At 69.8% G+C, this 14164-nt stretch carries 9 protein-coding genes; 4 read left to right on the top strand and 5 right to left on the bottom strand.

Annotated elements, in window-relative coordinates:
- Window positions 1-11: 11 nt before the first annotated feature.
- Window positions 12-2132 carry an acyl-CoA dehydrogenase family protein gene (locus VC184_RS01230; protein WP_274178160.1) on the bottom strand — a complete coding sequence of 707 codons (2121 nt, stop codon included), beginning with the start codon at window positions 2130-2132 and terminating at the stop codon, window positions 12-14.
- Window positions 2133-2286: 154 nt separating this feature from the next.
- Window positions 2287-3402 (bottom strand): ROK family transcriptional regulator, encoded by a 1116-nt coding sequence (locus tag VC184_RS01225; RefSeq protein WP_323987052.1) that lies wholly within the window; start codon window positions 3400-3402, stop codon window positions 2287-2289.
- Between the two features lie 115 nt (window positions 3403-3517).
- On the opposite strand from VC184_RS01225, the gene VC184_RS01220 reads away from it, so the two are divergent.
- Genes VC184_RS01220 through VC184_RS01205 form a run of 4 tightly spaced genes read left to right on the top strand, consistent with a single transcriptional unit; the run spans window position 3518 to window position 8823 of the window.
- The gene (locus tag VC184_RS01220) at window positions 3518-5692 is read left to right on the top strand and encodes an alpha-galactosidase (protein WP_323987051.1); all 2175 of its coding nucleotides are present in this window, start codon (window positions 3518-3520) and stop codon (window positions 5690-5692) included.
- A gap of 35 nt (window positions 5693-5727) precedes the next feature.
- Window positions 5728-7014 (top strand): ABC transporter substrate-binding protein, encoded by a 1287-nt coding sequence (locus VC184_RS01215; RefSeq protein WP_323987049.1) that lies wholly within the window; start codon window positions 5728-5730, stop codon window positions 7012-7014.
- Between the two features lies 1 nt (window position 7015).
- Window positions 7016-7909: a carbohydrate ABC transporter permease gene (locus VC184_RS01210; RefSeq protein WP_274178156.1), complete on the top strand. Its 894-nt coding sequence runs from the start codon at window positions 7016-7018 to the stop codon at window positions 7907-7909.
- Complete coding sequence (locus VC184_RS01205; protein WP_114588969.1) at window positions 7909-8823, top strand: carbohydrate ABC transporter permease; 915 nt, start codon at window positions 7909-7911, stop codon at window positions 8821-8823. Before VC184_RS01210 ends, VC184_RS01205 begins: the two co-directional genes overlap by 1 nt.
- 35 nt (window positions 8824-8858) lie before the next feature.
- Here VC184_RS01205 and recQ read toward each other — a convergent pair whose 3' ends face one another.
- The 3 genes from recQ to VC184_RS01190 all read right to left on the bottom strand — a co-directional run bounded on the left by recQ (window position 8859) and on the right by VC184_RS01190 (window position 14122).
- A complete protein-coding gene (gene recQ / locus VC184_RS01200) occupies window positions 8859-10925 on the bottom strand; it encodes a DNA helicase RecQ (RefSeq protein WP_274178154.1) in 2067 nt (688 codons plus the stop codon).
- Window positions 10926-10996: 71 nt separating this feature from the next.
- Window positions 10997-11533: a DUF1697 domain-containing protein gene (locus tag VC184_RS01195; protein ID WP_274178153.1), complete on the bottom strand. Its 537-nt coding sequence runs from the start codon at window positions 11531-11533 to the stop codon at window positions 10997-10999.
- A 60-nt stretch (window positions 11534-11593) separates the two neighbouring features.
- A complete protein-coding gene (locus VC184_RS01190) occupies window positions 11594-14122 on the bottom strand; it encodes a DEAD/DEAH box helicase (protein ID WP_323987047.1) in 2529 nt (842 codons plus the stop codon).
- Between the last annotated feature and the right edge of the window lie 42 nt (window positions 14123-14164).

The raw sequence follows: 14164 nt of genomic DNA, 5'->3' as shown, positions 1-14164 counted from the left end.
CGCAGCCGGTCTCACGAGCCGCGCTTGCCCGACTTCGCGAGCGTCTTCTCCGAGACGGGCGCGGTACCCGACGCGGCGAGGTCGGCGAAGTACTCGCGTGCCTCGCGCTGCCGCTCCGCCTCCGCGCCCGACGCGATGGGCGCGCGGACGTGCTCGGGCGCGAAGCCGAAGGCGTCGACGAGGTCCTGGGCATGCGGGCGCAGACGCGCGCACAGCCGGTCGATGTAGCTCGTGACGGCCGCCGCGCGCTGGGTCGAGAGGCGACCGTTGATGAGGTACCACGCGAGATGCCGCTCGATGAGGGTCAGACCGAATAGGTCGCGCAGCCACACGAGCACCTGGCGGGTGCCCTCGTCTTCGATGCGCTCGACACCCTGTGCGAACGCTTCCCACTGGAGGAGCTCACCGTGAGCGCGGGCGGCCTCGATCAGCTCCGACTGGTGCTGGTTGAAGACGGCAGCGGCATCCTGCTGCGACATCTTCGATGCGGGCCGCAGCGCGGCGGCGATGTCGGCGATCATCTGCTCGACCCGGCCCGTCAGCAGCTCGTGCTGCTGCTCTGCCCGCAGCCCGAGCTGCACCGATCGTGCCGTCTGCCCGAAGTCGGCGACCGACTGACCGAGCCGACGCAGCCCGGCACCGTGGAACACGCGCTCGGCGGTGGAGACGGCGGCGAACTTCGCGAGCGCCTTCGCGTCGGCTCCCTTGAACTGCTTCGCGTAGTCGCTGAGCAGACGCTTGCCCACCAGCTGCAGGAGCACGTTGTTGTCGCCCTCGAAGGTGGCGAAGACATCGAGGTCGTGGTGCAGGTCGACCATGCGGTTCTCGGCAAGGAAGCCCTGGCCTCCGCACGCCTCACGGCACTCCTGGATCGTGTCGAGCGCATGCCACGTCGACAGCGGCTTGAGGGCGGCGGCGAGCGTCTCGAGGTTCTCGCGCCCCTCCGGGGTGTCGGTGCGCCCCGAGAACACGCCGTCGAAGGACTGCAGCAGCTCGTCGTGCGAGAAGAACTGCGCGTAGGTCTGCGCGATGCGCGGCAGCAGGCGGCGCTGATGCCGGCCGTAGTCGAGCAGGGTGACCTCGTCGGTGCCGGCACCGGAGTCGAACTGACGACGCTGGTTGGCGTACGTCACGGCGATGTACTCCGCGAGCGCCGAGGCGGTCGTGGCGGAGCCGTCGAGCGATACACGCCCCTGCACGAGGGCGCCGAGCATCGTGAAGAACCGGCGGCCGGGGCTCGCGATGTCGGAGCTGTAGGTGCCGTCCGCAGCGACGTCGCCGTACCGGTTGAGCAGGTTCGTGCGCGGGATACGGACGTGATCGAAGTGGAGACGGCCGTTGTCGATGCCGTTGAGCCCGCCCTTGACGCCGTCGTCCTCGCCGCCGACACCGGCCAGGAAGTTGCCCTCGTCGTCGCGGAGCGGCACGAAGAAGCAGTGGACACCGTAGTTCACGCCGCCCGTGATCAGCTGAGCGAAGAGGGTGGCAGCCTTGCCGTGCACCGCCGCGTTGCCCAGGTAGTCCTTCCACGCACCGCGGAACGGCGTGTGGATGACGAACTCCTCGGTCTCGGGGTCGTACGTGGCGGTCGTGCCGATGGCCGCGACATCCGATCCGTGCCCGGTCTCGGTCATCGCGAACGCGCCCGGCAGGCGCATCTCCATCGCGTCGCGCAGCCAGGCGTCGTGGTGGGGCTTCGTGCCGAGCTGGTGGATGGCCGAGCCGAAGAGGCCCCACTGCACGCCGGATTTGATCTGCAGGCTGGGGTCGGCCAGCACGAGCTCCTGGAAGCCGGCGAGGTTCGCACCGTTGTCGCCGTCGCCGCCGTACTCCTTGGGGTAGCCGCGTCCGGAGGCGCCGCGTTCGACGAGCAGGTGGAGCTGCGTGAGCACGCGTTCGCGGTGCTCGGCCATCGGCTCGCCCGGGATCTGCCAGAACACGGGATCTTTGATCATCTCGCGTGCCTCGCGCCGCGTCGCCGCCCAGGTTCCGAGCAGCATGTCGGTGACCGCGTCGATGTCGATGCGCGCCTCGTGCGCCTCCTCCGCGGTATGGGGCGCGGTCGGGGCTCCCCCGGCGGGGGTGCGGTCTGCGGTTGCGGGCTTGTGGGGACGAACAGCGGCGTCGGTCATCGCGTGCCTTTCGACGTCGGAAGGATCGGAGTCAGTATTCACGGTAGGACTTCCACAACGCCTCGCCAAGCGAGTTGGTCGGTCAGCACAACCGGATGCCGGTACGTCGGCGACCCGCATTGTGCGACGGCGACATCCACGCTCGCCTCTGCGATCAGCGCGCGCCCTGCATCCGCGCCATCGCGGACTGGATCGCCACCGCCGCCGCGCCCCGGGCCCACGCTCGGAAGCCCGTCTCGTCGACGTGGATCGTGATCTCGGCGGCATCCGCGGACCGCCCCGCGCGGATCGCGTCGCGGATCTCGGTCTCGGCGAGCGCGAACAAGCCGATACCTTCGCCCGCGAGGACGACGTCCGCCTGCAGCGAGAGGTTCGCCGCGAGCGCGATCATCCGGCCGAGAGCGATACCGGCGCCGGCGACCACGGCGCGCGCCGCGGGCTCTCCCGCACTGGCGAGCCGCAGCGTCTCGTCGTAGTCGACGGGCCGGCCGAGTGCCGCCGAGACCTGCGCTGCGATCGACCCCGACGAGAGCATCGCCTGCGAGCAGCCGCGGTGCCCCTCGGAGCACAACGGACCATAGGGATCGAGCGGCAGATGCCCGCCGGTGCCAACGATGGCGTCGAGCGTGCGCACGACCCGACCGCCGACGACGAGGCCATAGCCGACGCCGGCGCCGATCGTGATCGTGATGAACCCCGGCAGACCGCGACCGGCGCCGAACCACCGCTCGGCCTCGGTGAGGGCGACGAGGTCGTTCTCGACCGTCACGGGCGCGCCGATCGCCTGTTCCAAACGCGCGCCGAGGTCGACCTCGCCCCACCCGAGGAACGGCGCGTGGCGCACGACGCCGTCGTGGACGTTGCCGCCGAGCCCGAGACCCACGCCGACGAGCCCGTCAGCGCCGAGCGCCGTAACGGCCGCGGCGACCTCGCCGACGACGGCATCCGGATCGCGATCGGGGATGGGTCGCTCGTGTTCGGCGAGAAGGTCGGCACGGATGTCGGTACGCACGGCGTACAGGCCGTCGCCGGTGAGCTTCATGCCGATGAAGCAGCCCGAGTTCGGGGCGATGTCGAGCGGGCGCGACGGTCGGCCGATTGAGCCGTCGGAGATGTCGTCGAGCTCGACGAGCAGGCCGCTGTCCAGCAGCGGTTTGGCGAGCCGGGTCAGGCTCGCCGGCGACAGACCGAGTCGCGTCGTGAGCTCGCGTCGCGACAGCGGACCGTGAATGAGGACGGCGCGGGCCAGGGCGGCTTCGTTGTCGCTCATCGTCACCCCTTATCGAGTTGGTTCCAGTGTGACACAAAAGTGGGTGCTGGCTGGCGCAAATGGCGTCGAATCATCGCGCTGGGTGATCCTTTATTTTCATGGTAGAACTAACCCCATGGCCGATTCCGACAACGATGTCCTCCACGATCCGACCGACACGACGGCACCGGTCGGCGCGGTCGCCCACCTGCGCCGCGACGGCACGAGCGTCGTCGTCGACCTCGCGGCACAGCCGCATCCTGCGATCGTGCACTGGGGCGAAGACCTCGGCGACGCCTCGGAACGCACGCTGCAGTCGCTCGCGATCGCGGCGCGGCAGCAACGCGTCTCGGGCGGCCTCGACACGACGGCCCGACTGACCCTCGCGCCGACCGAGGCATCCGGCTGGCTCGAGACCCCCGCCGTGGAAGGACACCGCGACGGCCGCGGCGCGAGCGCCCTGTTCACTCTGCGCGACGCCGTCGTAAACACAGACGCAATGCGCGTCGACCTGGCCGACGACGAGGCCGGGTTGGCCCTGCGGGTCGATCTCTCGGTCGGCGCCGGCGGGCTGCTGCGCGGCCGCCTCACCCTGCGCAACACCGGCTCGACCCCGTACACGGTGCTGACGCTGCAGGCGATGCTGCCGTTGCCGTGGGATGCCGCCGAGATCCTCGACACGACGGGGCGACACCTGCGCGAGCGCTCCGCCCAGCGCCACGATCTCACCTTCGGATCGCACGTGCGCGAGAGCCGGCGCGGCCGTCCCGGCGCCGACGCCACGCTGCTCCTGGCCGCCGGACGCCCCGGCTTCGGCTTCGAGCACGGGCGCGTGCACGGCGCACACGTCGCGTGGAGCGGCAACCAGCGACTGCTTGCCGAGCGCACCCCGACGGGCGATGTCTTCCTCGCCGGCGGCGAGCTCTACGGACCCGGCGAGATCATCCTGGCCCCGGGCGAGGAGATCGCCTCGCCCGAGCTCCTCGGGTCGTGGGGCGACGGCCTCGACGAGCTCGCGGCGCGGTTCCACGCCGGCGTGCGTGCCCGCCCGCAGCACCCGCACCGTCCGCGCCCCGTGACCCTGAACACGTGGGAGGCGGTCTACTTCGACCACTCGCTCGAGAAGCTCCTCGCGCTCGCCGACCGGGCCGCCGAGCTCGGCGTCGAGCGGTACGTGCTCGACGACGGCTGGTTCCGGCTGCGCCGCGACGACACGGCCGGACTCGGCGACTGGTACGTCGACGACACCGTGTGGCCGCAGGGACTGCACCCCCTCGCCGACCACGTCGTCGCCCGCGGCATGGAGTTCGGCCTGTGGTTCGAGCCCGAGATGGTCAACCCTGACAGCGACCTCGCGCGGCAGCATCCGGAATGGCTGTTCCGCGGGCGCGCCGGACTGCCACCCTCGGCCCGCCAGCAGCAGGTGCTCAACCTCGCGCATCCGGGCGCCTACGACTACATCTCCGAGCGCATCCACGCGATCCTCGCCGAGTACCCCATCGCCTACATCAAGTGGGACCACAACCGAGACCTCGTCGACGCGGCATCCGGTCCGGGAGGCGCACGCCAGGTGCACGCGCATACCCTCGCCGTGTACCGGCTGATCGACGAGCTCAAGGCGACCCACCCGGGGCTCGAGATCGAGAGCTGCGCGTCGGGTGGCGCCCGCACCGACCTGGGCATCCTCGACCGCACCGACCGGATCTGGACCAGCGACTGCCTCGACCCCGTCGAGCGCCTCGAGATCCAGCGCTACACCGCCCTCGTGGTGCCGCCCGAGATGATGGGCATGCACCTGACCACGCCCCATGTGCACTCGACGGGGCGCACCGTGTCGCTCGCCCTGAGCGGCGCCGTCGCCCTGTTCGGACACTTCGGGATCGAGTGGGACGTCACGACGATCTCGGATGCCGACGCGGTCGCGGTCGCGGAGTGGGTGGCTCTCGCCAAACGCGTACGCCCGCTCGTCGCGACCGGGCGGCTCGTCAACGTCGACGTCACCGACCCGGGGCTCGACGTGCGCGGCGTCGTCGGCGCCGACCGGGACGCGGCGTTCTTCACGATCGCCCAGACGCAGACGCTCATCTCCTCGCCCGCCGGCCGCGTCCGGTTGCCGGGACTCGACGACGCGACGGAGTACCGCGTGCGACTCATCACTCCGTGCGGCCTCGTGCAGACCCCGGCGCAGTCGCCGCTGGACTGGGCGCACCACGACACGGTGCTCACCGGACGCCAGCTCGCCGTGACGGGGGTGCGTCCCCCCGTGCAGAACCCGCAGCAGGCCGTCGTCGTCGAGATCACCCCGGCCTGACCGACCCATCCCCCCAGCGCAAGGAGGCGCGCCCCATGAGAAGACGAACCATCCGCACCGCCGCCGCCGTCGTCGGGCTCACCGCCCTGATGATCGGAGCCGGCGGATGCGCGGCGAACCCCGGCGACGGGGTGACGACTATCGACTTCTTCCAGTTCAAGGGAGAAGCCCTCGAGGACTTCACCGAGATCATCGCGCAGTTCGAGGCCGAGAACCCCGACATCCGGGTGGTCCAGAACCAGGTCGCCGATGCCGAGACGCTGATCCGGACGCTGCTCGTGAAGAACCGCACGCCCGACGTCATCACACTCAACGGCAACGGGAACTTCGGCAAGCTCGCCGAGGCCGGGGTCTTCTACGACTTCTCGGACGAACCTGTGCTCGACACGATCAACCCCGGGGTGCAGCAGATCCTCGAGCAGCTCGGCAACGCCCCCGGCGAGGTCAACAGCCTCGGCTACGTCAACAACGCCAACGGGATCATCTACAACCGCGCCATCTTCGCCGAGCAGGGCCTCGAGGTGCCCGAGACGTGGGACGAACTGATCGCGCTGTGCGACACGCTCGTCGAGCGCGGCATCCCGCCGTTCGCCACCTCGCTCGCCGAGAACTGGACCGCCATGCCGTCGTGGAACGGCATCGGCGCGTACGCCGCGCAGGACGGCTTCTTCGACGCGATGCGCTCGGAGGGCGAGAACGTCGGCCCGGACGCTCCGGTGTCGTTCGAGCAGGACTTCCCCGAGATCATGGAGCGTCAGGCGCAGCTGTTCACGTATTCGCAGGAGGGCTACCGCGGGGCCTCGTACGACGACAGCACGGCGCTGTTCGCGCGGGGCGGTGCCGCGATGATGCTGCAGGGCATCTGGGCCCTCAGCCCGGTCAAGGCCGTCAATCCCGACATCGACGCGGCAATCTTCCCCTACCCGGTGCCCGAAAGCCCCGACGACCGCATGCTCGTATCGGGTGTGGACGTGACGGTGACGATGGCTCGCGACACCCCGCGCAAAGAAGAGGCGCTGCGCTTCATCGAGTTCCTCTTCCGCCCGGATGTGATCGAGCGGTTCGCAGCAGCCCAGACCATGGTGCCGTCCGTCGTCGGCGCCGAACTGGGCGACGACCCGGCCCTCGAGTCGATCGCGCCCTACTTCGACAGCGGCCGGATCACCGGCTTCATCGACCACCAGGTGCCGACGGCCATTCCGCTGACGGGCATCGTGCAGCAGTTCCTCTACGACGGCGACGTCGACGGGGCCCTGCGCACCCTCGACAACGAGTGGCGCAAGGTCGCCGCCCGCACCATCACCCCGGTCGAGGAGGACTGAGATGGCCACCACCGTCGCCCCCGCCCCGCGCTCGCGATCGAAGCTCGCTCCCCGCGCCTACTACTGGTTCGTGTGGCCCGCCGTCATCGCGTTCGCCGCGTTCCACACCCTGCCGGTCATCATCGGCGTGTTCTTCAGCTTTACGAACTATGCCGGCTACGGCACGTGGGACTTCGTCGGCATCGCGAATTACGTCAACATCTTCCGAGACGACCGCGTCCTGCAGGCCTACACCTTCTCGTTCCTGTTCGCGATCGTGGCCACGGTGCTCACCAACGCCATCTCGCTCGCGATCGCGCTCGGCCTCAACGCCAAGATCCGAGCCCGGAACTTCTGGCGCGGCGTGTACTTCGTGCCGTACATCCTCGCGGTGCTGGTCGTGGGCTACGTGTTCCAGTTCGTGTTCTCGAACTCGCTGCCGAAGATCCTCGCGGGCATCCCGCTGTTCCGCGACAACATCCTCACCAACCCCGACTGGGCGTGGACGGCGATCGTCGTGCTGGCTGTCTGGCAGGCCTGCGCCTTCTCGATCATCATCTACCTGGCGGGGCTGCAGACCATCCCCGCCGACATCTACGAGGCGGCATCCATCGACGGCGCCACCCCGGCCCGCCAGTTCCGCTCGATCACCTTCCCCCTGATCAGCGCCTTCTTCACCATCAACGTCGTGCTCAGCCTGAAGGGCTTTCTGCAGGTGTTCGACCCGATCATCGCCCTCACCAACGGCGGCCCGGGAACCTCGACCGAGTCGGTGACGATGCTGATCTTCCGCGGCGGCTTCACGGGCGGCGAGTTCGCCTACCAGACCGCCAACGCCGTGATCTTCTTCATCGTCATCACGATCGTTTCGCTGCTCCAATTCCGGGTCCTTCAGCGCAGAGAGGCCGACTTCTGATGTCCAGCTCCACCTCCACCCCGGTCGAGGCCGGCCCCGCCACCACCGCCGTCGTCGTCCCCCGCCGTCGTCGCGGCGGTGGCGACCCCGGAGACACCCGCCCCACGAACTGGTGGGCGACCGCGCTCATCGCGGTGTGCTCGCTCACGGTCATCATCCCGCTGTACCTCGCCGTCGCCGTCGCCCTCAAGACGCCGGCGCAGCTCGCCGACGGCACCGGGTTCGAGCTGCCGTGGCCGATCAACTGGGACAACTTCGCCGTCGCGTGGGAGCGCACCGACTTCCCGCAGGCGCTGCTGAACACCGCCATCATCACCGTGGGCTCGGTCGTGTTCACACTGTTCACGAGCTCGCTGGTCGCCTACGCGCTCGCCCGAAACCTGCACCGCCCGTTCTTCAAGGGCGTGTTCTACTACCTGCTGGCCGCGCTGTTCGTGCCGTTCCCGATCATCATGCTGCCCCTGGTGAAGCAGACGTCGCTGCTCGGGCTCGACAACCCCGGCGGCATGATCGTCCTCTACACGATCTACGGCCTGAGTCTGAACATCTTCATCTACACCGCGTTCATCCGCTCGATCCCCATCGAGCTCGAAGAGGCGGCGCGGATGGACGGCGCCTCGACGTGGCGCGTGTTCCGGCAAATCGTCTTTCCGCTGCTCATGCCGATGAACGCCACCGTCGGCATCCTGACGTGCGTCTGGGCCTGGAACGATTTCATCATGCCGCTGGTCGTGCTGACATCGCCCTCAGACCGCACGCTGTCGCTCGCGCAGTACGTGTTCCAGGGGCAGTACAACACCGACTACACCGTGGCCTTCGCCTCGTACCTCATGGCGATGGCGCCGCTGCTCATCATCTACATCTTCTCGCAGCGCTGGGTGATCTCCGGGGTGATGCGCGGCTCGATCAAGTAGCCGCGGCGGGAGCCGGCGAAGCGCGGTGCTCGTCGTCAGTGGGATGCCACGACGGCGAGCACCGCGTCGCCGTAGGCCTCGCGCTTCTTGGCTCCGATGCCGGTGATGCCCTCGAGGTCGGCCGAGGTGCGCGGCCGGCGATCGGCGAGCGCGCGCAGCGTCGCGTCACCGAAGACGATGTAGGCCGGAACGCCCTGCTCGCGCGCCTGTTCGGCACGCCAGGCACGCAGCGCCTCGAACAGGTCGCGATCGCTCTCGGCGACCTGCTCGACCGCGGCCGACTTGCGCACGCGAGAGCCGCCGCTGTTCTGGCCCCGCCCGAGCACGTCGCGGCGCAGGGGGACGTTAGCCTCGCCCTTGAGCACCGGCGCTCCGGCCTCGCCGACCGCGAGCACGCCGTACTCGCCGCGAGCGACGAGGATGCCGCGGGCGAGCAGCTGCCGGATGACACTGCGCCAGTCCTGGTCTGACAGATCGGAGCCGAGGCCGTACGTCGCGAGTTCGTCATGACGCTGCTGCCGGATGCGCTCGGTCGACGCTCCGCGCAGGATGTCGACGAGGTGGCCGGCGCCGAACGACTGGTTGCGCTCGCGCTGCAGCCGCACGATCGTCGAGAGCAGCTTCTGCGCCGGGATCAGGCCGTCCCACGTGTCGGGCGGCGTGAGGCAGGTGTCGCAGTTGCCGCACGGCTCGGAGTCCTGGCCGAAGTAGCCGAGCAGGTTCCGCCGACGGCACGCGACCGTCTCGCAGAGGGCGAGCATCGCGTCGAGGTGCTGCCCCATGCGCATCTTGAACGTGCGGTCGCCGGGGCTCTGATCGATGAGGCGCCGCTGCTGCACGACATCCCCCAGGCCGTAGGCCATCCAGGCGATCGACGCTTCGCCGTCGCGTCCGGCGCGCCCGGTCTCCTGGTAGTACCCCTCGACAGACTTCGGCAGATCGATGTGAGCCACGAACCGGACGTCGGGCTTGTCGATGCCCATGCCGAACGCGATCGTGGCAACCATGACGACACCGTCTTCGCGGAGGAACCGCGACTGGTGCTTGGCGCGCATCTCGGCCGGAAGACCCGCGTGGTACGGCAGGGCGTCGAGACCCTGTGCGGCGAGGTAGTCGGCGGTCTGCTCGACCGACTTGCGGCTGAGCGCGTACACGATGCCGGCGGATCCCTCGGGCATCGAGCGGATGAAGGTGACGAGCTGCCGCCGCGGATCGACCTTCGGCTCGATGCGGTACTGGATGTTGGGTCGGTCGAAGCTCGCGACGAAGTGCCGCGCCTGCGGCAGGCGCAGCCGCTCGGTGAGCTCCTGGTGCGTCGCGCGGGTCGCAGTGGCGGTGAGCGCCATCCGCGGCACCCCGGGGAACCGCTCGTCGAGGTCGCCGAGGGCGAGGTAATCGGGACGGAAATCGTGGCCCCACTGCGAGACGCAGTGCGCCTCGTCGATCGCGATGACGCTCAGGGCGCCCCGCTGGAGCAGCTGCGTCGTCTGCGGCACGCTCAGACGCTCGGGGGCGACGTAGAGCAGGTCGAGCTGACCCGCGAGGTACGCCTGCTCGACACCGGCGCGCTCACCCGGAGACTGTGTGGAGTTGAGGTAGGCCGCCCGCACGCCGTTGGCGATCAGCGCATCGACCTGGTCGTGCATGAGCGCGATGAGCGGGCTGACGACGAGTCCCGTTCCCGGGCGCACGAGCGCGGGCACCTGGTAGGTGATCGACTTGCCGCCGCCGGTGGGCATGAGCACGACGGCATCCCCGCCGCCGATGACGTGCGAGACGATGTCGCCCTGGTCGCCGCGGAAGTCGTCGTAGCCGAAGACCTCCTTGAGCACGGCGCGCGGGTCGGCGCCGGTGAAATCGCGACGCTCGAGCGAGAGGACGGCGGCGGGGGCCGCGTTCGGCACGGCACGCGGCGGCGCGGCACGCGGCGGCGCGGCGCCGGCGGATGCGCGGTCGCGGGTGGCGCGAGCGACGGCAGCGCCGTATCCGTCGAACTCGGGCGGCGGCGGCGCGTCGAAATCCTCGGGCGGTGCGAACTCGTCGGGGTTCCAGTCGAGGTCGGCGTAGGGATCGGCATCCCAGGACTGCTGCTCTCGACTCACTCGATTCACGATAGCCGCGGCATCCGACAGCCCGCTCCGTGCGTTCACAGGCGGGGTCACCTCCCGCCTCGTCAGCACCACCGTTCGGCGAGCGTCATGACGACGTTGAGGTTGCGGTTGGTCGCGATGCCGAGGAGCTTCGCCGCGCCCAGGGGATCGACCGTCCCGTCCTGATACCCGGGTTGCAGGAGCGCGTGGACCGCGCGGCCGCGGACCAGCATGCGGCCCGCGGCGGTCGCGAGCGCTTCGACCCGGGCGGCCGTGTCGGCGTCGAGCTCGTCCTTGAGCAGGTAGACGTAATGGCGGGCCAGGCCGGGGTTCGCCTCGCTCAGGGCGAGTGCCTCGGCGGCGAGCGCGGCGAACTCGTCGGCGCGGAACGTGATCGCCGGAACCTCGAACCCTCGATCGGCCGCGTATGCCCGCTCGAGCGTCTGCTCGATCTTCGCGCGGGAGCGCATGCGAGTGTCGAAGCGGATGTTGCCGGTGTTGATGTGCGTCGCGACGTCCTCGAAGCCGACGGCCTCGGTCACGCGGCGGATGTCGTCCTTCGGGAAGACGCGCGTCGCGCCGAGGTTGATCGCCCGCAGGAACCCGAGATGTGTGGCCACCGGCTCATCCTGCCCCAGGCCCGCGACATCCGGCATGGCCCGGCCATTCACGTCCCGGAGTCAGAGGCGGACGACCTCGGTCACGCGCACAACCGCCGTGCCTGCCTCGACGGACTGCTCCAGGTCGACCTCGGCCCGGATGCGCCAGTCGTGGTCTCCGGCGGGGTCGTCGATGACCTGCTCGACGCGCCAGAGTCCGTCGCGGGCCGCGGACTCGTCGATCACGCAGAGCGACGGCGAGCGCGCGGCACCCCCGGTGAGGACCTCGTCGTGGTCGTCGTAGTAGCGGTCGAGGACCTCCGGCCAGTCGACCTCGGGGTCGAGGGCTTCGAGCGCTTCGTCGTCCTGCAGCGCGGCGAGCTGTACCCGGCGGAACATATCGTTGCGCACCAGCACCGTGAACGCGCGCCGGTTCGCCAGCACCGACGGCGGCGCGGGCGGAACGACGGGAGCGTCGGGGTCGTCGGTGGGGTGCGCGAGCGACTCCCATTCGTCGACGAGGCTCGAGTCGACCTGGCGCACGAGCTCGCCGAGCCACTCGATGAGGTCCATGAGGTCGTCGGTGCGGGCCTCGGCGGGCACCGTCTGGCGGATCGCCCGGTACGCGTCACTGAGGTAGCGCAGCACGAGGCCCTCGCTGCGACCCAGTTGGTAGAACGACACGAACTCGCCGAACGACATCGCCCGCTCGAACATGTCGCGCACGACCGACTTCGGCGACAGCTCGAAGTCGCGCACCCACGGCTGGCTCGACGCGAAGGTCTCGAACGCCTGGGCGAGCAGGTCGGCGAGGGGCTTGGGCCAGGTGATCTCCTCGAGCAGCGCCATCCGCTCGTCGTACTCGATGCCATCGCGCTTCATCGCGCCGACCGCCTCGCCGCGCGCCTTGTACTCCTGCTGCGACAGGATCGCGCGCGGGTCGTCGAGCGTCGCCTCGATCACGCTCACGACGTCGAGCGCGTAGTGCCCGGTGCCGGTCTCGGCATCATCGGGCGACAGCAGCTCGATCGCTGCGAGCGCGAACGGCGACAGCGGCTGGTTGAGCGCGAAGTTCGGCTGCAGATCGACGGTGAGCCTGATCGTCGACTCGGCCGGAGAAGCAGAAGACGCGGGGCGCACGACCTCGACGATGCCGGCGGCGACCAGGGTGCGGAAGATCGCGAGGGCCCGGCGGGCGAGGGCATACTGACGGGCGCGAGGCTCGTGGTTGTCGAAGACGAGCGAGCGGACGTTGCCGAACACGTCACCCCCGCGGCCGATGACGTTGAGCAGCATCGCGGCCGACAGCTGCAGCTGTGGCGTGAGGGGCTCGGGCTGCGCCTCGACGAGCCGCTCGAACGACCCCTCGCCCCAGTTGACGACGCCGGTGGGCGCTTTCTTGCGCACGATCTTCTTGCGCTTGGCGGGGTCGTCTCCGGCCTTCGCGAGCGCGACGGCGTTCTCGATCTCCCACTCCGGCGCCATGACCACGACGTTGCCGTGCGGGTCGAACCCGGCGCGACCCGCACGGCCCGCGACCTGGTGGAACTCGCGGGCCGTGAGCTGCCGCATCCGGGTCCCGTCGTACTTCGACAGCGCGGTGATGACGACCGTGCGGATCGGGACGTTGATGCCCACCCCGAGCGTGTCGGTGCCGCAGATGACCTTGAGCAGCCCGCGCTGTGCGAGCGTCTCGACGAGGCGCCGGTAGCGCGGCAGCATTCCGGCGTGGTGCACGCCGATGCCCGCCCGCACGAGGCGCGAGAGGGTCTTGCCGAAGCCGGTCGTGAAGCGGAATCCGCCGATCGCCTCGGCGATGGCATCCCGCTGCTCGCGCGTCGTGATCTTCACGCTCGACAGCGCCTGCGCACGCTCGAGCGCGGCGGCCTGCGAGAAATGCACGATGTACACCGGGGTCTCGCGCTCCTCGAGCAGCCGCTCGAGCACGTCGTGCACGGGGCGCCGCTCGTACGAGAAGTGCAGCGGCACCGGCCGCTCGACGCCGGTGACAAGAGCGGTCCGCCGGCCCGTACGACGTGAGAGGTCGTCGGCGAGGTCGGTCACGTCGCCGAGCGTGGCCGACATCAGCAGGAACTGCGCGCGCGGCAGCGTGAGCAGCGGCACCTGCCACGCCCAGCCGCGATCGGGGTCGCCGTAGAAGTGGAACTCGTCCATGACGACCTGGCCGACGTCGGCGTCGGCTCCCTCGCGCAGGGCCAGGTTCGCGAGGATCTCGGCCGTGCAGCAGATGATCGGCGCCTCGGGGTTGACCGACGAGTCGCCCGTCACCATGCCGACCCTCTCGGCCCCGAAGATCTCGACGAGCGCGAAGAACTTCTCGCTCACGAGCGCCTTGATCGGAGCCGTGTAGTACGTGCGTCCACCACGGGCGACGGATGTCGCGTGCGCCGCGACCGCGACGAGCGACTTGCCCGTGCCCGTCGGCGTGGCCAGCACCACGTTCGCCCCCGAGACGAGCTCGATGACCGCTTCGTCCTGCGCCGGGTAGAGGGTGAGGCCCCGCCCTTCCGCCCACGTCGTGAACGCGTCGTAGATGGCGTCGTCGGAGGGATCCGGGCCGATGAGGTCGAGCAGCGGCGCGGAGGTCATCCCTCGAGTCTGCCCTACGCCCGCGGAGCGGTGGCCGCCGCG

This window comes from Microbacterium plantarum (assembly GCF_035231185.1).
GTDB lineage: Bacteria > Actinomycetota > Actinomycetes > Actinomycetales > Microbacteriaceae > Microbacterium > Microbacterium plantarum.
Note: the sequence above shows the minus strand (reverse complement) of the source record. Positions and strands in the feature narration are given on the sequence as shown.

Bases quoted from the DNA above. Each gene is read 5' to 3' on its own strand.
- VC184_RS01230 (WP_274178160.1), bottom strand. From the start codon at position 2,132: ATGACCGACGCCGCTGTTCGTCCCCACAAGCCCGCAACCGCAGACCGC.
- VC184_RS01225 (WP_323987052.1), bottom strand. From the start codon at position 3,402: ATGAGCGACAACGAAGCCGCCCTGGCCCGCGCCGTCCTCATTCACGGT.
- VC184_RS01220 (WP_323987051.1), top strand. From the start codon at position 3,518: ATGGCCGATTCCGACAACGATGTCCTCCACGATCCGACCGACACGACG.
- VC184_RS01215 (WP_323987049.1), top strand. From the start codon at position 5,728: ATGAGAAGACGAACCATCCGCACCGCCGCCGCCGTCGTCGGGCTCACC.
- VC184_RS01210 (WP_274178156.1), top strand. From the start codon at position 7,016: ATGGCCACCACCGTCGCCCCCGCCCCGCGCTCGCGATCGAAGCTCGCT.
- VC184_RS01205 (WP_114588969.1), top strand. From the start codon at position 7,909: ATGTCCAGCTCCACCTCCACCCCGGTCGAGGCCGGCCCCGCCACCACC.
- VC184_RS01190 (WP_323987047.1), bottom strand. From the start codon at position 14,122: ATGACCTCCGCGCCGCTGCTCGACCTCATCGGCCCGGATCCCTCCGAC.